Below are 23,324 nucleotides of genomic sequence, written 5' to 3'. Positions count from 1 at the left end.
TATATATTCATAATTATTTCCAACATGTCGGTTTCATTGAATTTTAGTTTGGTATTTCGATAGAAATGTAAGGAATTCTTAAGAAGGATTCCTTTTTTGGCAATTTTTTAACGTATTCCGCAAAAGAGAATTTTTGACTATTTGAAAGGGTTACGGTTATTTACGCTTTAACACTTAACGCTGTATGATTGTGAACCTCACAAGTTCGCTTTCGCGAAAGCGTATACATCACCCTTCTTCCTGAAGTGCAAGTTTGGTTTTTACCTCTTTATTTAAGAAATATCCCGTCACAATCGTAGAAAGAATATCGGCAATAGGGAATGCGATCCACACACCCCAAACACCTAGAAATGGTGGTAATATCAGAATTAAAGGGATTAAGAAAAACCCTTGTTTTGTCAAACTTAAAAGTAAGGCTGGTACTGCTTTTCCTATGGATTGGAAGTATGCAGAACCTATAAGTTGCACTACAATAATGGGGGTTGCTGCAAATACCCAACGTAATGCATTAGGGGTTCGTGCAAAGATTGCTGCATTGTCTGCAAGCGTTTGTGGGTCTCCTCCTTTATCACTTAAAAATATCGAAACAAAGAAGTCTGGAAAACTCATAATAATAGCAAAAATAATTAAAGCTAGTACTCCTGCATATTTGATAGAAGTATTGATCGTTTCTCTAACTCTTGTATATTTTTTTGCTCCATAATTATAGCCAGCTATAGGCATAAATCCTTGGGTAACTCCTATTACTGGGAAAAGCGCAAACATAAGCATCCTACTGATGATACCATAAGAGGCAAGGTCTAATGCATCTCCATAGGTGATTAATACATTGTTTAATAGAATACCTAAAACACTTATAGTGCCTTGGCGTGCTAATGTCACACCGCTTAAGCCACTAATTTCTTTAACGATAGGAAGACGTAATTTAAAAGAACTTAGGTTAAGGCGTAACTCGCTTTTGGCAACAAAAAACCAAAAAATAAATCCAAAACAGACCGTATAACTTATAAATGTAGCCCAAGCAGCACCCTCCATCCCATAACCTAATACTTTGATGAGTACATAGTCCATAATGATATTTCCAATAGCAGGAAGAATCATGGCATACATGGCAAATTTTGGTTTTCCTTCTGCACGAATCACATTGTTTCCCATCATACAGAGAGCAAGCATCAAAATACCATAAAGTACAATACGATAGTATACAAGTGCCATATCTTTAAAGGAGTCGGCGGCGCCAAAAAACTCTATAAAATAATCTTGAAATACAAGTCCGATGATAGCTAATGAGCCTGAAATAAGGGTTGTTAATGTAATTTGATTTCCAAAGACGTGTAATGCTTTTTGGTCATTCCCAGCTCCTAGCGCTCTTGAAAGTACCGAGCTTCCTCCAATTCCTACAGCAAGACCTATGGCCGCAATAAAAAATGTAAAAGGAATCACAACTGTAATAGCAGATATAGCTTGAGGTCCAATCCATCTTCCTACAAAAATGGTATCTACAATCATATTAAGTGACATCACCAGAATACCTATAGAGGCTGGAACTGCCTGCTTAACAAGTAGTTTTGAGATAGGTTCTGTACCTAAAGCTGTAGATTTTTTTTTGGACAAGAATTACGTGTTAGTTCTTTGCAAGATGCAACCACTTTTTTAAATAGCGTGTTAATATAACGTGAAACTTATGCAACTATCGTTGCGGCTTCTTCCCATTCTTTAATCCAACCGCCAATGACAGCTGCCCAGTCATCACGATCATTTAAACAAGGGATCGTTGTAAATTCCTCCCCTCCTGCTTCATGAAAAATTTCTTCTCCTTCCATTGCGATTTCTTCTAATGTTTCCAGACAATCAGAAACAAAAGCAGGTGTGACAATCGCCATTTTTTTAAATCCTTCTTTCCCCATTCGTTCTATAGTACGATCTGTATAAGGTTGTAACCAAGGATCAAACCCTAAACGAGATTGAAAAGAAGTAGAAAAAGTACCAGGTTCTAAATTAAGATATTGCCCCACTTTACGAGTCGTTTCATAACATTGGTGGCGATAACAGAATTCATGTGCTTTTGATCCAGCACTACAACAACTTCCATCTATCTTACAATGTAATTTAGTTACATCACTTTTACGTATATGCCTTTCTGGCACTCCATGATAGCTAAATAATAAGTGCTCATAATCTAAATCTTTAAGATGTTCTCCTATGCTTTCAGCGAGGACATTTGAATATGATTCTTTATTGTAAAAAGCAGGTACATTTGTGATTTTCATTGAAGGGAAATGCTGAGCTCGCAATTCTTCGGCAAGAACAAGAATGGTTTCTGTAGTAGCCATTGCATGTTGAGGATATAAAGGTAATAGCATCACATCATCAACTCCTTGATCATGTAATTTTTGTAATCCTTCCATAATAGAAGGAGTACCATAACGCATTGCAATCTCTACAGGCAATTCTGTATGTGTCTGTACTTTCTTTTGTAATCGTTCTGTAAGTACAATAAGAGGAGAGCCTTCTTCCCACCATATTTTACTGTAAGCTTTAGCACTTTGCTTAGGTCGGGTATTCAAAATAATTCCTTTTACCAGCAATGCTCGTGCTGCATAGGGAACATCTATCACGCGTTCATCCATCAAAAATTCGCCTAAATATTTTTTTACATCCTTAGGATCTGTACTCTTTGGAGATCCTAAATTAACGAGTAAAACACCTTTGCTCATGCTTTTTCTTTTATATATGGGTCTACTAGTATAGTAGGGTATATTTAATTAACTGTCTAATCTTTGTCAAACTTAATTAAACAAAAATTCATTTACAAAAATACGGAGTATCTTATGATACGTTTTATGAAAAGTATAAGAGTTTTTGATAGTACTATTCTAAACACCATAAAAGTGCTTCTTCTAAGTGTTTTCTAAAACCCGTTTCTGTATACGATTCTTTAGTATGTCCTCCTCCTGTATAAAAAGCCTTTCCTCCATCATATAGATGATACCAAGCGATGGGGTGCATATCTCCATTGGTTCCGCCCTCATAACTTGCTTCATCAAGTTGTAATACTGCTGTAATTTCTGGGTTTATATTTTTATAGTTATACCACTCATCATCTCTTGAAAAAGAAGTTTCAAAATGTGAAGTACTACGATGTTTATTTGTTGTTTTCTGTACCGTTGCTTTTCTAATATTAGGGTTATTAGGATGACTTTCAAAGTAACCTCCTACTAGTTTTCCATACCAAGGCCATTCATATTCAGTATCGGCTGCGGCATGAATTCCCATATAACTACCTCCTCCTTGAATGTAGTTTTCAAATTTCTTTTGTGCATCGGTATCTAGTACATTACCCGTGGTACTTAAAAATATAATAGCATCGTATTGCGGTAAAAAAGCCTTTGAAAAATGAGTACTATCTTCTGTATGCTCTACTACAAAATTATGTGTTTTTCCAAAATCTTTTATGGTAGCAACGCCAGTTTCGATCGATTTATGACGCCATCCTAGGGTTTTAGTAAAAACTAATACCTTCTTCGTTTGGGTTTGTTTTTCTGTAGCTAGACGTGTATTTGTGGTAGCTGTATTTTTTTTCGCGCAAGCGGAGAAAAGAAATCCAATACAGACCATCATAAAAAGTTTATTCATCATAATATTCTTTAAAAAAGCAATGAGGGCGTAAAGTTACTATATATATACTACTTTACTCATTCAGAATATCGAATTCCTCATTTAGGATATCATAATATATAAATAAGTAAGCTCTTGTAGGATTTTACTATATACTTGTACTGTAATGATATATTTAATGCGACCAACAAAATTATAGATTACTATGAAAATAATACTACCATCACTAGGCATCTTACTTATATTTTTTTCTTGTAGTAATGATGATAAAGCAATAGATAGAGTAACACAAGAAATTTCAAGAGGTGCTATATTACGAACTATAGCGATTGATAATCTTGAATTTGATATCAATAATAGCAACTCTGTTTTTTCTGTAGCAATAGAAGAACAAGATATAGAAAATGGAGATCTATTAGACTATGTAGACGTCTTTGTTTCTTTTGAAGATCACACGCTAGAACCTGGGGAGAGTTACTCCACACCACCTACTCTTATTGAAAGATTAGAAAAAGAAGATTTTACTAATGGACCTAGAGGACTTCCTGTGAGAACACTAGCATATTCTTTTTCACAACTATTAGAAGAAACAGGAGTTCTTCAGACCAATGTATCGTGTAAAGATCAATTTGTGATCACTTTAGAGTTACAATTACTGAATGGCGATAGATTTACAGAAAGTAATGCAAATGCCGTTACATTAGCAAGTAATACGTTTTCCAGTTCTCCTTTCTCTTATACGGTTACTGTACTTGAGCCTATTTCTGAAGATTTATTCATAGGAGATTATGCATTTAATAGTGTAGAAGAAGGAGCTTTTGGGCCTTCTTTTATTCCTTTCAATCCAACTGTTGAAATTACTAGAGGGCACTCTTTTAATACTAGGCTTGTAACGTTATTGTATACTATTAATAGAAATGATCCAAGAGTATTTGAATTTACAATTGCTTGTGACGAAATCATCATGGGTAAGTATCAACTATCCTCTATTTGTGGAAGTTGTAACGAAACTGCTCCTGGAAGACGTGATTGTGATACTGGTGATCTTATCTTATTAGGACCAGATACTGTAAATGCTACTATAGCTCAAAATGATGATACCGTATTTGAATTAAACTTTGTAGAGGGCTATAGAGGTTTTGATGGAAATTGTGGTTTTGATTCTTTTCCATCAAAAATCAGGTTTACAAAACAATAAATAAGCGATATATCAAACCTCCATACAGCTGTTTTTTTAAAAGACAATTTTCTAGGTAAACATGTATACCTTTTTTAACCTGTGCTTGATTTTTTCTGGCAAGACTTATGCTCATGCTATCTATACTTTTTTGTGTAAGCAAAGAAAAAAGAAAGTGTTTGTGCATAGAGTAAGACATTGTTGCTAGTAATTTTTTATAGGGATTACCATATAATTACTCTAAAAATCAAATATTTATCTTTTAAACACATTAACTAATTATAGACATGAAAATAAAATACTTTTCTTTTTTCTTATTAGCAATCTTACATTTTTCTTTACTTCAAGCGCAAAAAAAGTCTCCTAAAGAAGTAATCACTAAGAAAAATAAACTCATCAACAATCAAACAATTTTAGAGAATATAACAACCCTTTTTGATGAAAAAGCAACCATAGGTTATGTGGATAATCAACTAGCAAAAGGAACCGAAGAGATTACAACATATTATGAAAATTTATTACAAACAACGTTTGCTGTTAATACAGTAGTTGTAGATAGAATTACATTTAAAAAATATCAAATAGATAAGGAATTAGTCAAAACTCCAGATGGAACAAAAGAACGTATCGTTGTATACCGTATAAAAAAAGGAAAGATATTACGCATGTATATTTTACAACCTAATTTGGCAACACCTAGCCCTATAAGTAGTGTAAATAATTATATAGATGCATATCGAAGTTCTAATTTAGAATTATTTATGAGTGCTTTCTCTCCAAATATATTAGAATGTGATTTCCCTACAAGATGCAATATCACTGGACTTACAGCAATGCGTAACAGATATAAAGAATACGTAAGTGAAAAAACTCGTGTTAACTACATACTAGAGAAACGAATTATTTCTGGGAACTTTATCATAGATGATAACAATCTATCATACAATAGTGGAGGTACACATAACATAGCTGTTTATAGCGTAGATGCTACAGGTAAGATAGACCGTTTATCTTTCTTAGGCTTTTAAATATAAAATAACTATCCCAAAGACATTAAGTATTTCTTAGGGGTAGTTCCAAATTTCTTTTTAAATCCAGCTATAAAATGACTCGAAGTACTATACCCGACTTTAAGCCCTACTTCATTTACATTATACTGCCCTGAAGCTAGTAATTGCCGAGCTACTTCCATTTTATAATCAAATAAAAAGCTATACACAGAATCTCCGTAAATCTGCTTAAAGCCTTCCTTTAATTTTTTAAGAGATAATCCAACTTCCAAAGAAAGCTCTGATAAGGTAGGAGGTTCTGTCATACGAGCAATAATAATCTCTTTCGCCTTTTTAATTTTAGTCACATTATCTTCATCGGCAAGAAAAGGACATTGTGCGATATCTGCATCTACAGGTCTATTAAAGTAGAGACTCAACAATTCATACGCCTTTCCTTTAAAATACAATTCTTTAATACTAGGGTGTAAATTATAATTCATTAATTGATTCAAAACAATAGCCATACTAGGTGTTACAGTACCGTCTTTATAATATTTACGGTCTTTATTTTCTTCGCTTAAAAAAGTAATATAATTTGCTTCGCGCGAAAACAGACTATGAAACTTCTTAATAGAAATCAGAATAGAAACCACCCAGGTATCTGGTTGCAATTGAAGATTCATAGGTAAATCTCGTTGCGGGTTATAAAGCAATAAAGACTGGTCTTCTGGCATAGGCAAACGATAGGCACCATTATTAAATGTAAAAACAGATTGTCCCTTTAAACAAAAGTGAAATTGAATAATACTACTATCTACATCACGCACAATTTGCCTATTGAAATCTAGTATATTAGAAAATGCCAATACAGAAAACCCAGGTTCTAATATAGTCTCTACTTCTAAACCTTGAGCGACACTTTTTTGATCAATTTGAAGAGCCATAGTCCTTATTTTATTTAGAATCATTCTAATTAACAGTAGAATAATATCCCTTATAGTACCACTAAAATAAGGTGTTTTAAGCAAATCTACACGTAGAAATACCTGAATTTACTCAATTCGACAATTTTGGAACGTCTAGCGTTATTTTTTTTCAATTAAGCAAGATATTTTTGCGCACGTATGAAAATGTTAGGTTCATCAGAATTTTATGTCATTGGACTCAGCTATAAAAAAGCTGATGCCGAAGTACGTGGACATTTCAGCATTTCTGAAGAAGCCCAAGAGCTTATTCTTTCAAATGCAAAAGCAGTTGGAGTAGAAGCGCTCACCGTTATTTCTACATGTAACCGTACAGAACTATACGGTTTTGCACAAAATCCAAATCAACTTATACAGCTTTTATGTGAACATACTCTTGGTACTGTTCAAGAGTTTGAAAAAGTATCTTATATATATGAAAGTGACGATGCTATTCAACATTTATTTAAAGTAGGAACAGGTCTTGACAGTCAGATATTGGGAGACTTTGAGATTATAGGGCAACTTAAAGTTGGTTTTAAAAAAGCAAAAGCACATCAATTAGTCAATCCATTTATGGACAGACTCATTAATAGTGTGATTCAAGCTAGTAAACGTATAAAAAACGAAACTGAAATCTCTTCAGGAGCTACTTCAGTAAGTTTTGCTGCCGTTCAATATATTATGGCTCGTGTTCCTTATGTTTCTGAAAAGAATATTCTTCTTTTTGGAACAGGTAAAATAGGACGCAACACCTGTGAAAACCTCATCAAGCATACCAAAAATGAGCATATCACACTTATAAATCGCACCAAAGAAAAAGCGCAGAAAATAGCTGGAAAATTTAATCTACTTGTGAAAGATTATGCAGATATTCAAAGTGAGATTTCACAGACAGATATCTTAGTTGTCGCTACAGGAGCTCAAAATCCTACGATTACTAAAGAGCTTATTTACACGAAGAAACCATTACTGATACTAGATTTATCCATTCCAAAAAACGTAGCAAGTAATGTCACAGAATTAGAAAATGTAACACTTATTCATTTAGATCAACTTTCTAAAATGACAGATGATACATTAAAACGTCGTCAAAAATACATTCCTAAAGCAGAAGCTATAATAGCACAAACTACAAAAGAATTTAAGGCATGGTTATCTACAAGAGCATTTGCTCCCACCATCCAAGCTTTAAAATCAAAACTGAATGATATCAGTGCCTTAGAACTAAATAATCATCGTAAAAAAATAGACAGCTTTAATGAAGAGCAAGCCACAGTAATTTCTGATCGTCTTATACAGAAAATTACAAATCGATTTGCCAGTCATTTACGTACTGCCAACGGTAGTACACAACAAAGCATTGAGCTTATACAAGCTATTTTTGAACTAGAACAATCAGACAGTGAATAAAGTCATTCGCATCGGGACTCGTGATAGTGAGCTCGCATTATGGCAAGCAACAACCGTACAGAAACAACTTGAAGATTACGGATATAAAACAGTGTTAGTCCCTGTAAAATCTACAGGAGATCTCGTCTTAGACAAACCTTTATACGAATTAGGAATTACAGGAATTTTCACCAAAACACTTGATGTTGCTATGCTTAATGGTACTGTAGATATTGCGGTACACAGTATGAAAGATGTCCCTACAGCACTTCCTATAGGTATTGTACAAGCCGCCGTTTTAGAAAGAGCTGCCACACAAGATATTTTGGTTCACAAAGGAAATCCTGATTTTACACAAAATTGCACCATCGCAACAGGAAGTTTACGTCGTCAAGCACAATGGCTCAATAAATATCCACATCACCAAACAACAGATTTACGAGGAAATGTAAACACACGCCTTCAAAAATTAACAGATAGCAATTGGACAGGAGCTATTTTCGCGAAAGCGGGACTAGAACGCATCAATGTTCTCCCTACTAATTATGAAGTATTAGACTGGATGACGCCCGCACCTGCACAAGGAGCTATGCTTATTGTTGCACTAGAAGAAGATGATTTTTCTAAAACCGCTTGCGCGAAATTAAATCACAAATCCACAGCATTGTGTACTTATATAGAAAGAGAATTTTTACGAACATTAGAAGGAGGATGTACCGCACCTATAGGAGCTAGTGCCATCATAGAAAATGAAATAGTTCATTTTACAGGTGTTTTATTTTCACTTGACGGAAAAACAAAACTAGAAGTAAATCAGTCTATTTCCGTATCACATAGTCAAGGTTTTGGTGTAGACTGTGCTTTAGAAATACTAGACAATGGAGGCCGCAAACTCATGAAAGAGATTAAAGCATCTATAAATAAAAAGTAAAATGCCCTCATCCCTGACCCTTCTCCCACTGAGAAGGGAAAAATTATGAAGAAGATTTCTAAGAAAGATATTGCCAGACATCTAAGACAGGAACAAACACCTGCTGAAGCGCATTTATGGCAATTACTTAGGGATAGACAATTTCAAAATCTTAAATTCAGAAGACAGCATCCTATAAAAGAATACATTGTTGATTTTTGCTGCCTAGAAATTATGCTCATCATTGAGCTTGATGGGGAATACCATAACGATGTTTATCAAAAAGAAAAAGACGACTTAAGAAACACTCATTTAAGAGGGTTGGGATATCGTGTATTACGATATTCAAATAAAATAGCATTAGAAAACACGCAAATTATTTATGATGCTATTCTTAAAAGAAAAGAAGAATCAACCCCTTCTCCCTTGAGGGAGAAGGCTGGGATGAGGGTGCTATCCACAAAAAAACTAAAACCCAACCAGCGAGAACTCCTTCTCAATGCAGGTGTCAGTTTTGTGGAATATAATGCTATCTCTATTGAACCTATTGATTTTGAGATTCCAGAAGAAATAGAAAATAGTATCATTACAAGTCAAAACGGAGCTAAAGCCTTTTTAAATGCGATTAAAAAGCTCCCTCTCCTTGAGGAGAGGGCTGGGGTGAGGTGTTTTTGCGTTGGAAATAAAACAACTGCTCTTTTAGAAGAAAACAACTATAAAGTAGTCAAAACAGCTCAAAATGGAGCAGAATTAGGGCATTTTATAGCAAAAAATCACAAAAACGAACATTTTACGTATTTCTGTAGCAAACAACGTAGAGACGAATTGCCTACAATTTTAAAAGAAGCAAGAATTCCTTGTAACGAAATTGTGACTTATGGAACTCATAAGAATGAACAGCTATTTCATCAGGAGTTTGATGGAGTTTTATTTTATAGTCCCAGTGCTGTATCCGCTTTCGCGAAAGCGAATACAATAAACATAGCATTTTGTATTGGAGAAACCACCGCAACAGAAGCAAGAAAATATACAGATCAAGTAATCGTATCTAATGCAACAACCATAGAAAGTACGATTGCAAAAGCGGTAAATACACTAAAAAAATTAACTAGTTAAATTTAACAAAACAAACGTGTCCCCTCGAGCGCAGTCGAGAGGCCAACAAACAACATATTATTTTAGTTCTCGACTGCGCTCGAACAGACATAACATTATGAGTACACTAAAAAACGATTTATTTTTAAGAGCTTTAAAAGGAGAAACTGTAGAACGTCCTCCTGTATGGATGATGCGTCAAGCAGGAAGATATCTTCCTGAGTTTATGGAAATCAAAGCCAAGTATGATTTCTTTACACGCTGCCAAACTCCTGAATTAGCTAGTGAAATTACGGTACAACCCATACGTCGTTATGGAATGGACGCCGCTATTTTATTTTCTGATATTCTAGTGATCCCACAAGCCATGAATATTGATGTAGAAATGAAACCAAACATAGGGCCTTGGTTACCTAATCCTATTCGATCTGCAAAAGATGTAGAGCAAGTGATTGTTCCAGATATTCAGGAGACATTAGGATATGTGATGGATGCTATCAAAATGACCAAAGAAAAACTAAATGATGAAATTCCTCTAATTGGTTTTGCTGGAAGTCCGTGGACGATACTTTGCTATTGTGTACAAGGGCAAGGTTCAAAAAACTTTGACAAAGCTAAAGAGTTTTGTTTTACACAACCATTGGCTGCTCACACTTTATTGCAAAAGATTACAGATACTACGATAGCTTATTTGAAAGAGAAAGTAAAAGCAGGTGTAAATGCCGTACAAGTATTTGATAGTTGGGGAGGTATGTTATCTCCAGAAGATTACCAAACATTTTCTTGGCAATACATTCAGCAAATTATAGATGCGTTAAAAGATGAATCCCCAGTAATCGCTTTTGGAAAAGGATGCTGGTTTGCACTAGACACGATGGCAAAATCAGGCGCATCGGCTTTAGGGGTAGACTGGACTGTAAGTGCTCGTAATGCGCGTTATTTAACAGGAGGAAATATCACCTTACAAGGTAATTTTGACCCGACACGATTATTTTCGCCTCCTAGCGAAATCAAACGTATGGTTACTGAGATGATTCGTTCATTTGGAAAAGACAAATACATTGTAAATCTAGGACATGGTATTTTACCAAATGTACCTTTAGAAAATGCTGGTGCATTTATAGAAGCTGTAAAAGAGTACAAAGAGTAGTGTGAATATCAATAAGGTCATAAAATCAATGGATTTTAAGCAGCTCTGGAGTCTTGCAGGGCTTTGTTTAAGACATCCGTTGTATGTGACCCCAACCTACACAGCCACTCGTAAAACAGTAAAAATTTGTGACCAAAAATTCGGAAAAGCACATCATAAAAATGGCCGTGCTAATGCTTTTAGACATGCATTATGGAATGTACTTATTATTCATAGGTGCAAACGATGGTCTTCTATGACAAGAGCGGCTGCTTGGGCGAAGTGTATTACAGATTGGCATGAAGATTTTTCTATAAATAAACCCTTAGCAAGAGCTATGGATTTACATAATAATCATGTAGGACGTACCTTTGCTATGCAACACAAAGAGGCAAGCGAAAGCCAACTTATACAATTGGTCATGGTGCTAATTCCGCTTTCGCGAAAGCGTACCTCTATAGAACAAATGCAGGAGCATCCTGACACATTAACACATATAGAAGATGATTAAAGGCATTCTTAACGGACTTAAAACGTACGGCAACTCTTTTGGACTTGTGACAAAACTTAAGCTATGGAAATACTTTGCCATTCCTATGGCTATTAGTTTTATCACCGCAATTATTATAGGCGTTTCTGCTTATAGTCTTTCTGATAATATGGGTCATTGGATAGAACAAATCTGGCCTTGGGAATGGGGAAAACAAGCCTTTTTTGTTTTTGCTGAAATTCTAAGTGCATTATTTATTATTGCCATAGGATTTATCTTATATAAACATATTGTCATGGCATTGAGTGCGCCTTTTATGAGTCCCGTATCCGAAAAAATTGAAGCACATTTCTCTGGCACAAATCATACGCATAGAGAGACGAGCTTTAAGGCACAACTCTGGCGAGGTATTCGAATAAACGTACGTAACTTAAGTATGGAATTGCTCTTGACAATACCCATATTATTAATAGGACTTATTCCTGTAATTGGACTTATCTCAACGGTACTTTTATTTTTAACGCAAGCCTATTATGCTGGTTTTGGTAATATGGATTATACCTTAGAACGTCATTTTCCTTATGATAAAAGTATCCAGTTTGTGAGAAAAAATAAAGGGCAAGCCATAGGGAATGGTATTGTTTTTATGCTATTTTTATTAATCCCCATTATAGGTGTGATTTTGGTGTTACCTCTTTCTGTAACCGCAGCAACAGTTCAAACTATAGATTTATTAGAGGCTGACACAAAACAACAACTTTCTACATCTCAAAAAAACAAACAACTCTCTTAAGCAGTAATTATTTTATGAAAGATCAATTTGTATCCTATATAAAGAATTTACAAGACACTATTACCTCTACTATAGAAGGTATAGACGGCAAAGCCAAGTTTCAAGAAGATCTATGGAAACGTCCTGAAGGAGGTGGTGGTCGTACCCGTGTGATTGAAAATGGGAATGTTTTTGAAAAAGGAGGTGTTAATATATCTGAAGTTCATGGTAAACTACCTGAAACTATGCAACAGTATTTTGGTGTAAAAGATGCTAACTTCTTTGCCTGCGGATTGTCTCTTGTATTACACCCTAAAAGCCCCATGGTACCTACAGTACATGCTAACTGGCGTTATTTCGAAATGTATAACAAAGAAGGTGAGATTGTAGATCAATGGTTTGGAGGCGGTCAAGATTTGACACCGTATTATCTTTTTGATAAAGATGCCATTCATTTTCATACGGTATGTAAAAATGCTTGTGATGCACATCATCCAGAATTTTATCCTAAATATAAAGCACGTTGTGACGAGTATTTTTACAACGCACATCGCAATGAAGGTCGCGGTTTAGGAGGTTTATTCTTTGACTACCTTAAAAAAACCGAAGAAATGACCATGCAAGATTGGTACAACTTTGTCACTACGGTAGGCGATAGTTTTTTAGAAGCATATACGCCTATTGTAAAACGAAGAAAAGATACCGCTTTCGCGAAAGCACAAAAAGACTGGCAAGAAGTACGCCGTGGGCGCTATGTAGAATTTAATCTCGTACATGACAAAGGCACCTTATTCGGCCTTAAAACCAATGGTCGTATTGAAAGTATTTTAATGAGTCTTCCGCCTGTCGTACAATGGAAATATGATCATCATCCTGAAGAAGGAAGCGAAGAAGCTAGACTTCTAGAAGTATTGAAAAATCCGAAAGAGTGGGTGTAGTATCACTTCCAAATAGTAGCTGTTTTTGTTTTAAAACCACCTTCTGTATTTAAATAATGAAAACGTGCTTTTAATAATTGTTTACGCCCTTTTGGGTTTCTAGTAAAAATAAGAGTAGCAGGGCCTTTATAGATTTTCCAATACTTAAAAAATAATAATGCATCCTGTTTACGCTCTGCAAAAGCAGCGGGTACCGCAAAGTAATTTGAAAACCCAAATGTACGCTGCAACCATCTAGACTGTGCAATCATATACCTTGGATTATCTATATTCTTAACGATTTCTTCTAGATTATTTACAAACAATAATTCTTCTTTGGCAGTGGCGCCACGTATAAAACAAGAAACTTCTCCTGTATCAAATTTTTCTATCCGTAATTGTATTTCAGACACTGGTGTTGTGATCTGATGTTTGTCACGCATAGTTTTAAGAAGTACTTGCCCTATTTTATGAAGTTGTTTATCTATTCGCCCATATTTGATATAAAGCACAATAGCCTTATACGTTTTAGGAAGAAAAAGTAACGCTAGTCCAGAGAGTATTGCATAAAAAAAGTATAGCACCCCTCGTGAGAAAAAAGCGCCTAAATTTTTAAAAAATAATTCTGGCAATGTAAATGTTACAAGGGTAACCAACTCAATAATCGTATATTTTACTACATCTTTATAATATACTTTTTTCTGTCCTCTTCTATCTTTAAGATTGTCTAGATTTAATTTCAACTCTCGTACCAAAATATTCCCTTTGGCAATCGCAATATTCCATCTATGCCTTACTTCTTGACGTTGCGCAGCCAATGAAAACATATGGGTATTCAGGTGATTTTTATCTAAATGCTCTTTAGGAATACTAAAACGATCAACACCATTTTCGATAAAAGGAGTTCCCGAAAGAGAGACTCCGCAAAACGCTTCAAATCTTTTGTACAGCTTATCCACATCTTCCCCTCCATCTGGCACTGTCGGATCTATACAAGCAAGATGCCACACAGACGCTACTTTATCTGGATCTTTTGTGTGCACTCGAATTGCCCTCCCTCGCATCTGATTAGACATCACAAAAGATCCTACATAAGAAGCCAATACTAATGTATTAATAGCTGGAGCATCCCAACCTTCTCCTAATAAAGAAGTGGTTCCAATTAATACTTCTATATGTCCTTTTGAAAACAATGAAGTCATCACACGTACTATCTGATTTTTCCCTTTCTCTTTTGGAGTCAGTAGTAAAAAATCAGTATCTCCCATAGGAGACACCGTATAATAATCTGAAGGAATTTCTGCATCTATATGCGACCGTAAACGGTCATGTATAATAATCAATGAACCTGTTAGAACAGCCAGTTTTTCCTGTCTATTAATCGCTTGCCATTTTTCAGGATCTCTTTTTAAGGATGCTTTTAGGTAGTTAAATATAGGAATCACTCCCAATTTATTAATCGTATCTAATTGCTCTTCTGGGGTATCTAAAAATTCCTTTCGAATGTAATCAGCCAAAACAACAGCTCGCAAATCTGTTTTTAGTTGCGCCGATTCAAAGGCTATAATTTCCTGTATACTTTTTAATTTATTAGGACTCTGCGCTAACGATTTATAGAGTTCATTCTTCCCTTCAAGGTGAACTCGTTTCTTATGGAAAGCTCCTATTTTACGTAACTCTTTTTCAATCCTATTAAGAAGTGCTTCATGTTCAAATAATGCTTCTCGATGCTCTACTAATAAAGGCTGTAATAAAGACGTAACCCAAGTATATGTAAAATCAGGAATGACTGTTTTTTTATTTTCAACACCTAAAACAGCCAATTTCTCTACAGGAATCACTGCTTTTGTAGCATTGAGATAAATAAGCATGGCTGCATAGAGATCAGAATTGTCATAAATATCCTCCAGTACTTGTGTTGTTTGGATATAAAAAGGATGCTGAAGAATAAAATTCTTAAAGTCTACATCAGCGATAAGCTCATTGATAAAAGTCATCAACTTCATCCGGTAAGCAATGATATATTGCACTTGGGCTTCATCGGGTTGCGAGAAATGAATATAATCTTGATGCGGACATAAATTACCTTCTTTCACCAATTCTGGCACTCCGATTTCTACATCTATTGGACCACAGAGTTCAAAATATTTAGCAATTTCTCGTTGTTCACTATCGTAGGGAGGTGTTGCTGTAAGTGCAATTAAGGAGCAATCTGGCAATGCTTTTAATGCAAATAAAGGTTTCCACCATTCGTTTTTCAGGTGATGCGCTTCATCTAATACGATATTTTTTATACCCGCTTTCGCGAAAAAAGTCACAAGTTTTTCCCCGTCTCCTTCCATTTCGTTTTTAAAGAAAGCATGTAACGATTGGTAGGTTGAAAATGTAATATGTGCGGGTTGTTTTATATTTCGCGAAAGCGGAATATCGCACATATCCTTAGCTACAAAACATTCATACATACGTTCCTCCCATTGATTACGTATAGTTAATGTAGGTGCAAATACGATTGTTTTCTGATCTACACGCCGTATCATTTCGAGTCCTAATACTGTTTTTCCAGAACCCGGAGGAGCAACGACATGCAAATGATGATCTTCAAAATGCGTAGCAAACCCTTCTAGAAAGCGACGTTGATAACTACGCCACGTATATTTAAATTGAAAGGTGTTTTGAAGAGATATCAAACTAGAGACTCGGTTTTTTATTTGGTAAATTTGCAATAGCAAAATACAGTATTTTATGTATCCATTACGAAGAAATCGTAGATTAAGAACTTCAGAGGCTATACGAAGCCTTGTAAGAGAAATTAGTATCACTCCAAACGACTTTATCGTTCCGCTTTTTATAGTAGAAGGAAAAGGAATTAAAGAAGAGATTCCATCAATGCCTGACTATTATAGACAAAGTCTAGATTTGGTAGGAGACGAAGTAAAAGGGCTTTGGAGTATGGGATTGAAATCTGTCTTGTTATTTGTAAAAGTTCCTGACCATCTCAAAGACAATGCAGGTACGGAAGCATTAAATCCAGATGGATTGATGCAACGTGCTATTAAAACGATAAAAGATGCCTGTCCTGATATGCTTGTAATGACCGATGTTGCTTTAGATCCTTATTCTAGTTATGGGCATGATGGTATTGTAGGAAATGGTGAAATTTTAAATGATGAGACTAATGTCGCGCTTGCAAAAATGGGCTTATCACACGCGCAAGCTGGTGCTGATATTTTGGCGCCAAGTGATATGATGGATGGCCGTATTTATGACATGCGTGTGCTATTAGAAGAGGAAGGCTTTTACAATACAGGCATTATGAGCTATAGTGCAAAGTATGCCTCTGCTTTTTATGGCCCTTTCCGAGATGCTTTAGATAGTGCTCCTGCAGATATACAAGATGTTCCTAAAGACAAAAAGACCTACCAGATGGATTTTGCAAACCGTGACGAAGCGGTTAAAGAAACGCTGATGGACATTGAGGAAGGTGCTGATATTGTGATGGTAAAACCTGGGCTTGCGTATCTTGATATTGTACGTGACATCCGAGATGCCGTAGATGTTCCTGTGGCTGTGTATCAAGTAAGTGGGGAATATGCCATGCTGAAATCTGCCGCTGCACAAGGTTGGTTAGATCACGATGCTGTCATGCTAGAACAAATCACAGCCATCAAAAGAGCGGGGGCACATATGATTGCAAGTTATTTTGCAAAGGATGTTGTAAAACTATTAGGATAATGAAAGACAATACCGTACTTATATATGCGGTAACACTTATAGGAATAGCCTTGCTAAGTTATATCCTATGGAATCTTGATTATTCAGAACAATCAACTGAAGAATTAGCAACAACTCCTGATTTTTTCTGTGGAACCATTTCTATATATCCTAATCCTGAGTCAGCGATAGAAAAAGAAGGTAATGTTTTATTTAAAACAAACTGTGCTGCTTGTCATAAGACAACAAAAAATATGACAGGACCAGCTCTACTTGATGTGATAAAAAATTATCCATCAGACACTTCTTTTGTCAACTACATCAATAGAGTTAAAACAAATAAGGAAAAAGACAAGTATTGCATGAGTTTCCCTCAATTGAGTTATGAAGATGCTAAAGCTCTTAGAGCTTATATAAATATATATAGTGACTAAAAACAAAAGCCACTCCTTTGAGTGGCTTTTGACATATCTATAGATGATATTTTTTATTTATTAGAAGCGTATTTTGCGCTTACAGCTTCCCAATTAATTACATTAAAAAATGCATTGATATAATCAGGACGTCTGTTTTGGTAGTTTAAGTAATATGCGTGTTCCCATACATCAACTCCTAAAATAGGTGTTCCTCCACATCCTACGCCAGGCATCAAACTATTATCTTGGTTTGGTGTTGAACATACTTCTACTTTTCCTCCTTCGTGTACACATAACCATGCCCATCCAGATCCAAACTGTGTTGCTGCTGCTTTTGAAAATGCATCCTTAAATGCTTCAAAGTTTCCATACGCTGCATTGATTGCATCGGCAAGTTCTCCTGTAGGTTCTCCACCTCCATTAGGAGACATCACTTCCCAGAAAAGACGGTGATTATAAAATCCGCCTCCGTTATTACGAACAGCTCCGTTTGACATATCAAGATTTGTAAGGATATTTTCTATTGTTTTTCCTTCTAAATCTGTTCCTTCTACAGCTGCATTAAGCTTAGAAGTATATCCATTATGGTGTTTACCATGGTGTATCTCCATAGTGCGTGCGTCTATATGTGGCTCTAATGCATCATATGCATAGTTCAGTTTTGGTAACTCAAATGACATATCTGTATAATTTTAAGTGAATAAATCGATTGTACACAAAGTTACGTAATACTAAGAGCAATTAAAATGCTTACAGGTATAAATATTATATCGTGCTATAGATAGTCCTAATACTAGATATATGAATCTTTTTATAGCTGATTTTCATCTTTTTAATAATAAGGTATGAATCTATGGTATACCATAGATTTTAAAAACGGCGTAAGCGTTTAGTCATAAAAGCTTAGATCCCGCTGATAAAGCGGGATTAGTTCAACTATCTATTTTGAATTCGTCCTTCGGACTTTACAAAATAGAGCTTCACTAATAAAAACTTTGTAAAAAAAAGCAACCCTTTTCATTTTCTTCCGTCTTTTATATATGTAACAGTGTTGGTTTTAGTCGCATTCTTACATTTTAAGTTGGTTAGTTAGGTTTGTTTAGAAAAGCTACTCGCGTCTCGGGTAGCTTTTCTATCTTTATACCACCCTTTATACTGGGTTAATTAATGGTATCTTCAAACAGCTTAACGGTATTAAATGCTTCGGCGGGATCTGGAAAGACCTACAGCCTTGTAAAAGCGTATATCACGACTTTACTTCTTAGTGAAAATCCTAAAAAGTACCGACAACTTCTTGCTATCACCTTTACTAATAAAGCGGTACAAGAAATGAAAGAACGTATTCTAGAAACACTAGATGCCTTTCGTAAGTACACCCCTTCTCAAGATACCACTCCAGAGATGATGCTTACTATTTCTGAAGAAACAGGAATGTCACCAGCTACAATTGCAAAAAAAACATCAACCATTCTAAATGGTATTTTACATAATTATGCTGCTTTTGATGTATTAACGATAGATACTTTAACCCATCGTATCTTAAGAACATTTTCGAAAGACCTAGAAATTTCTGGGAATTTTGAAGTATCACTAGATAGCAAAACATTACAAGCAAGAGCTGTAGATGCACTTATTGATAGTGCTGGTCAGGATGATCGCATCACACATATTCTTGTAGAATTTGCACTTCAAAAAGCAGATGATGATAAAAGCTGGGACATTACTAGAGATCTTCTTGAAATTGCGCAATTACTTTCCAGTGAAAATGATGCTCCGTATGTGGCGCAATTACAATCTAAAACATTAGATGATTTTGATGCTTTAAAAAAGGAATTGAGTCAATTTGAAATTTCGCTTAAAGCAGGCATAGAAAATAGTGCCAAAACACATTTAGAATTGATACATAGTTTAAGTCTAGATGAAACTCACTTTTCTGGGAAGTATTTTTACAATCACTTAGTCAAGCTACAACAAAACCCGCTAGAGGTAGATTATAAAGCAAAGTGGAAACAAGATATTGACAGCTATACATTTTATAAAAAAGCAGAAAAACAACCTATAAAAGATACTATAGATAGTATACGCGATCAACTTATTGATTGTTTTAAAGAAACGAAGAACTTTTATTATAAACTTCAGCTAGTGACTGCTTTCACAAAAAAGGTAGTACCGCTCTCTGTATTGAAGTTAATACATAAAGAACTTCAAAAAATTAAAGAGGATGAGAATATTTTATTAATCTCAGACTTTAATGCATTAATATACAAGTCTCTTAGGGAACAACCTGCTGCTTTTATTTACGAACGTCTAGGCGAACGATATGCCAATTATTTTATAGATGAGTTTCAAGATACTTCGGTGGTGCAATGGCATAATTTGATTCCGCTAGTAGATAGTGCTATTACTACAGATACTTTAGATACTGTCAAAAACAGCTTACTTCTTGTGGGAGATCCTAAACAGGCTATTTATAGATGGCGTGGAGGAAAAGCAGAACAATTTATAGCACTTTCTAACGAGGAACATCCTTTTTCTATTGAGCATACACATGTGCAACAACTAGAAACTAATTATAGGAGTTATTCTGAAATCATCCATTTTAATAATAGCTTTTTTACCTATATCGCTACTTTTTTTAAAGACGACACCTATACTTCTATTTACAAAACAGATAACAATCAATCATATAATCATAGAGAAGGTGGATTTGTATCCTTACAATTTATAGAAGCAGAAACAGCTCAGGATGCAGATGAGATCTATCCAGAAGAAGTATTAAAAATTATCCATACCGTTACTACACAAGGATTTCTCAAGAGTGACATTTGTATTCTTACTAGAAGTAATAAACACGGCGCTCATATTGCTCAATACCTAGCAGCAAATCAAATCAAAGTAGTCTCTTCAGAAAGTTTACTCATACATAGTGCCCCTTCGGTACGCTTTGTACATGCTATTTTAGAATTACAACTACAGCCTAACACACCTCAAATCACACTGAAAATTCTTTCTTATTTAGTAAATAGGTTTCAAATTGAAGACACGCACGGCTTCTATGATCAATGGGCAAAAGCGCCAACAAGTGATTTCCTAAAAAGTTTAGAAGAGCGACACATTTATTACGCACCATCATTATTTGAATCTTTAAGTCTTTATGAAGGTACAGAATACATCATACGTGCCTTTCATATGGAAAAAGAAGCCGATGCATACCTTTTCGGGTATCTTAATGCCATTTTTGAGTATACGCAACGAAATAACGGCGGACTCATCGGTTTTTTGACCTATTGGGAAGAAAAGAAAGACAAACTTAGTATTGTTGCTCCTCCGCAAAGTGATGCCATTCAAATTATGAGTGTTCATAAATCAAAGGGACTTGAGTTTGATATTGTGATTTATCCATATGCAGATTCTGAGTTGTATACACATCGTAACGAGCATCATTGGTATCCTACAGATGCCTCAAATTTTGCGGGATTTGAACATTTATTGATAGGTCATAAAACAGATGTGTCTTCTTATAGTAGTCATGGCGCTGCTTTATATGAAGAACGAATCTCACAGCAACAGTTTGATGCTATTAATATTTTATATGTAGCCTTAACCAGAGCTGTAGAACGGGTGTATGTCTTGTCACGCTTTCGCGAAAGCGTATCCAAAAAAAATACCGTTAGTGATCCAAAAACATTTAGTGATTTATTTGTCTCCTATTTACAGCAAGAAGGGATTTGGGAAGGCACCGAAAAAGCATATGTATATGGAGAAGAAACTATCAAAGATCAAAAAGATCAGGATGACACAAAGAAAGTAGTGACGATTCCTTTTTTATCTTCTTCAAAAGAATCCCATAACATTCGTACGATCACAAAAGCTGGTTTTTTATGGAACGAAGAACGTCAAAATGCCATCACGTATGGAAATCTTATTCATGAACTCATGGCTAAGATTATAGATAGGGAAGATGTAGATCATGCGGTTACAGAAGCTATTTATGAAGGTATGATCACAGAAGAAGAAAAAGAGGTTGTAAAAGGTGTTCTCTTAAGTGTGGTAAATCATCCTGAATTACAATCGTATTTTTCACGAGTTCACACGGTATATAATGAACGCCAAATTCTGTCGGCAGATGGTACAATTCATATTCCTGACAGAATAGAAGTTCTTCCAGATGGAGAGGCCATTATTATGGATTATAAAACTGGGATTCCTTCAGAAAACCACGCCTATCAAATACAACAGTATGCACATTTATTAAAAGAAATGGATATTGTAATCAAACAACTATTCCTTATATATATTAATAAAGAAGTAACTATTATTAAGGTGTAATCTCTATTTAACCATAAAACATAGCATATTCACTTGCTCTTTTTCATTCTAAAGACACCATTCTTAATGCAATATTTTAAAATTAAATTGATATAATAATATATACATTTGCAAAAAACTAAACCCATGTACGGAAAAATACAAGAGCACTTACAAAACGAACTTGCTTCTATAAAAGAAGCTGGTCTCTATAAAAAAGAACGCATTATTACATCTCCTCAAGATGCTGTTATTAAAATCTCTACCGGAGAAGAAGTGATTAACTTCTGCGCAAATAACTATTTGGGATTATCTTCAAATAAAGAAGTGATACAAGCAGCAAAAGATGTTATGGATACGCATGGCTTTGGAATGAGCTCTGTACGTTTTATATGTGGTACTCAAGATATACATAAAGAGCTAGAGCAAAAAATTGCAAATTATTATGGTACAGAAGATACAATATTATATGCTGCAGCATTTGATGCTAATGGAGGTGTTTTTGAACCATTATTAGGTAAAGAGGATGCAATTATTTCAGATTCTTTAAATCATGCATCTATTATAGATGGTGTGCGTTTGTGTAAAGCGGCGCGTTATCGTTATCAAAATAATGATATGGAAGATCTAGAGGCGCAGCTTATAAAAGCAAATGAAGCTGGAGCACGCCATAAGATTATTGTAACTGATGGTGTTTTCTCTATGGATGGTCTTGTTGCTCCTTTAGATCAAATATGTGATCTGGCTGACAAGTATGATGCTTTAGTAATGATAGACGAATGTCATGCAACTGGGTTTATTGGTGAAACTGGCCGCGGTACGTTGGAAGAAAAAGGAGTGATGGGTCGTATTGATATTATTACAGGTACTCTTGGAAAAGCATTAGGAGGTGCTATGGGAGGATATACAACGGCTAAAAAAGAGGTTATAGAAATCTTAAGACAACGTAGTAGACCTTATCTTTTTTCAAACTCTTTGGCTCCAGCAATTGTAGGAGCTTCTATTAAAGTTTTTGAGATGTTAGAAAATGACACTTCTTTGCGCGATAAACTAGCTAAGAACACTACATATTTTAAAAATGGGATGAAAAATGCAGGTTTTGACATCATTGATGGTGATTCGGCTATTGTTCCTGTGATGTTATACGATGCAAAGCTTTCACAACAAATGGCAGATGCTTTATTAGATGAAGGGATTTATGTCATAGGCTTCTTCTTCCCTGTTGTACCTAAAGATAAAGCCCGTATACGCGTGCAATTAAGCGCGGCTCACGAAGTTGAACATCTAGACAAGGCTATAGAAGCATTTACAAAAGTAGGAAAAGAATTAGGCGTTATTAATTAGCAAACTTTACACTAAAGTCAGTGCATTTTCTAAAATTTTAGTACTTTTATCTTTGTTGATTAGTTTTAACAACTTACTTTTGCTTTTAATT

General features: G+C 35.1%; 19 protein-coding genes. 13 read left to right on the top strand and 6 right to left on the bottom strand.

Translation table 11 applies throughout. The annotated features are described in order from the left end of the window. Positions 1-228 precede the first annotated feature (228 nt). The 3 genes from Q1A01_RS10775 to Q1A01_RS10765 all read right to left on the bottom strand — a co-directional run bounded on the left by Q1A01_RS10775 (position 229) and on the right by Q1A01_RS10765 (position 3,639). Positions 229-1,614 (bottom strand): MATE family efflux transporter, encoded by a 1,386-nt coding sequence (locus Q1A01_RS10775; protein ID WP_299680200.1) that lies wholly within the window; start codon positions 1,612-1,614, stop codon positions 229-231. Between the two features lie 68 nt (positions 1,615-1,682). Further along, the gene (gene hemH, locus Q1A01_RS10770) at positions 1,683-2,717 is read right to left on the bottom strand and encodes a ferrochelatase (protein WP_299680197.1); all 1,035 of its coding nucleotides are present in this window, start codon (positions 2,715-2,717) and stop codon (positions 1,683-1,685) included. A gap of 154 nt (positions 2,718-2,871) precedes the next feature. Further along, entirely contained in the window at positions 2,872-3,639 is a 768-nt protein-coding gene (locus Q1A01_RS10765) for a ThuA domain-containing protein (RefSeq protein ID WP_299680194.1), read from the bottom strand. Between the two features lie 184 nt (positions 3,640-3,823). Between Q1A01_RS10765 and Q1A01_RS10760 the strand changes: the two genes are divergently transcribed. Both Q1A01_RS10760 and Q1A01_RS10755 read left to right on the top strand, forming a co-directional pair. Beyond that, positions 3,824-4,816 (top strand): hypothetical protein, encoded by a 993-nt coding sequence (locus Q1A01_RS10760; RefSeq protein WP_299680193.1) that lies wholly within the window; start codon positions 3,824-3,826, stop codon positions 4,814-4,816. 266 nt (positions 4,817-5,082) lie between these two features. Then, positions 5,083-5,823, top strand: coding sequence for a hypothetical protein (locus Q1A01_RS10755; RefSeq protein WP_299680191.1), 741 nt, complete (start codon positions 5,083-5,085; stop codon positions 5,821-5,823). A gap of 11 nt (positions 5,824-5,834) precedes the next feature. Here Q1A01_RS10755 and Q1A01_RS10750 read toward each other — a convergent pair whose 3' ends face one another. After that, on the bottom strand, positions 5,835-6,731 hold the full coding sequence (locus tag Q1A01_RS10750) for an AraC family transcriptional regulator (RefSeq protein ID WP_299680188.1): 897 nt from the start codon (positions 6,729-6,731) through the stop codon (positions 5,835-5,837). A gap of 180 nt (positions 6,732-6,911) precedes the next feature. Here Q1A01_RS10750 and hemA point away from each other — a divergent pair, with 180 nt between their 5' ends. The 7 genes from hemA (at position 6,912) to hemF (ending at position 13,475) form a co-directional block, all read left to right on the top strand. Next, positions 6,912-8,162 carry a glutamyl-tRNA reductase gene (hemA, locus tag Q1A01_RS10745; protein WP_299680185.1) on the top strand — a complete coding sequence of 417 codons (1,251 nt, stop codon included), beginning with the start codon at positions 6,912-6,914 and terminating at the stop codon, positions 8,160-8,162. Further along, positions 8,155-9,072, top strand: a complete 918-nt coding sequence (gene hemC / locus Q1A01_RS10740) for a hydroxymethylbilane synthase (RefSeq protein WP_299680182.1) — start codon at positions 8,155-8,157, stop codon at positions 9,070-9,072. Before hemA ends, hemC begins: the two co-directional genes overlap by 8 nt. Positions 9,073-9,117: 45 nt before the next feature. After that, on the top strand, positions 9,118-10,167 hold the full coding sequence (locus Q1A01_RS10735) for a DUF559 domain-containing protein (protein ID WP_299680179.1): 1,050 nt from the start codon (positions 9,118-9,120) through the stop codon (positions 10,165-10,167). Positions 10,168-10,264: 97 nt separating this feature from the next. Further along, positions 10,265-11,296: a uroporphyrinogen decarboxylase gene (hemE, locus tag Q1A01_RS10730; RefSeq protein WP_299680176.1), complete on the top strand. Its 1,032-nt coding sequence runs from the start codon at positions 10,265-10,267 to the stop codon at positions 11,294-11,296. Positions 11,297-11,324: 28 nt separating this feature from the next. Beyond that, on the top strand, positions 11,325-11,786 hold the full coding sequence (locus Q1A01_RS10725) for a hypothetical protein (protein ID WP_299680173.1): 462 nt from the start codon (positions 11,325-11,327) through the stop codon (positions 11,784-11,786). Then, on the top strand, positions 11,779-12,558 hold the full coding sequence (locus Q1A01_RS10720; protein WP_299680170.1) for an EI24 domain-containing protein: 780 nt from the start codon (positions 11,779-11,781) through the stop codon (positions 12,556-12,558). The genes Q1A01_RS10725 and Q1A01_RS10720 overlap by 8 nt, the downstream gene beginning before the upstream one ends. Before the next feature lie 14 nt (positions 12,559-12,572). Next, positions 12,573-13,475 (top strand): oxygen-dependent coproporphyrinogen oxidase, encoded by a 903-nt coding sequence (gene hemF / locus Q1A01_RS10715; RefSeq protein WP_299680168.1) that lies wholly within the window; start codon positions 12,573-12,575, stop codon positions 13,473-13,475. 2 nt (positions 13,476-13,477) lie between these two features. Here hemF and Q1A01_RS10710 read toward each other — a convergent pair whose 3' ends face one another. Next, complete coding sequence (locus tag Q1A01_RS10710) at positions 13,478-16,141, bottom strand: DEAD/DEAH box helicase family protein (protein WP_299680166.1); 2,664 nt, start codon at positions 16,139-16,141, stop codon at positions 13,478-13,480. Between the two features lie 55 nt (positions 16,142-16,196). On the opposite strand from Q1A01_RS10710, the gene hemB reads away from it, so the two are divergent. Both hemB and Q1A01_RS10700 read left to right on the top strand, forming a co-directional pair. Continuing rightward, a complete protein-coding gene (gene hemB, locus Q1A01_RS10705) occupies positions 16,197-17,186 on the top strand; it encodes a porphobilinogen synthase (RefSeq protein WP_299680164.1) in 990 nt (329 codons plus the stop codon). Next, positions 17,186-17,599: a cytochrome c gene (locus Q1A01_RS10700; protein WP_299680162.1), complete on the top strand. Its 414-nt coding sequence runs from the start codon at positions 17,186-17,188 to the stop codon at positions 17,597-17,599. The genes hemB and Q1A01_RS10700 overlap by 1 nt, the downstream gene beginning before the upstream one ends. Before the next feature lie 53 nt (positions 17,600-17,652). On the opposite strand, the gene Q1A01_RS10695 is transcribed toward Q1A01_RS10700, so the two are convergent. Then, positions 17,653-18,261: a superoxide dismutase gene (locus Q1A01_RS10695; RefSeq protein ID WP_299680159.1), complete on the bottom strand. Its 609-nt coding sequence runs from the start codon at positions 18,259-18,261 to the stop codon at positions 17,653-17,655. Between the two features lie 487 nt (positions 18,262-18,748). On the opposite strand from Q1A01_RS10695, the gene Q1A01_RS10690 reads away from it, so the two are divergent. Beyond that, the gene (locus Q1A01_RS10690) at positions 18,749-21,910 is read left to right on the top strand and encodes a UvrD-helicase domain-containing protein (RefSeq protein ID WP_299680156.1); all 3,162 of its coding nucleotides are present in this window, start codon (positions 18,749-18,751) and stop codon (positions 21,908-21,910) included. 126 nt (positions 21,911-22,036) lie between these two features. Beyond that, positions 22,037-23,233, top strand: a complete 1,197-nt coding sequence (gene kbl, locus Q1A01_RS10685; RefSeq protein ID WP_299680153.1) for a glycine C-acetyltransferase — start codon at positions 22,037-22,039, stop codon at positions 23,231-23,233. Positions 23,234-23,324 lie beyond the last annotated feature (91 nt).

This window comes from uncultured Dokdonia sp. (assembly GCF_947492815.1).
GTDB lineage: Bacteria > Bacteroidota > Bacteroidia > Flavobacteriales > Flavobacteriaceae > Dokdonia.
This window is presented reverse-complemented; position numbering and strand designations above follow the sequence as displayed.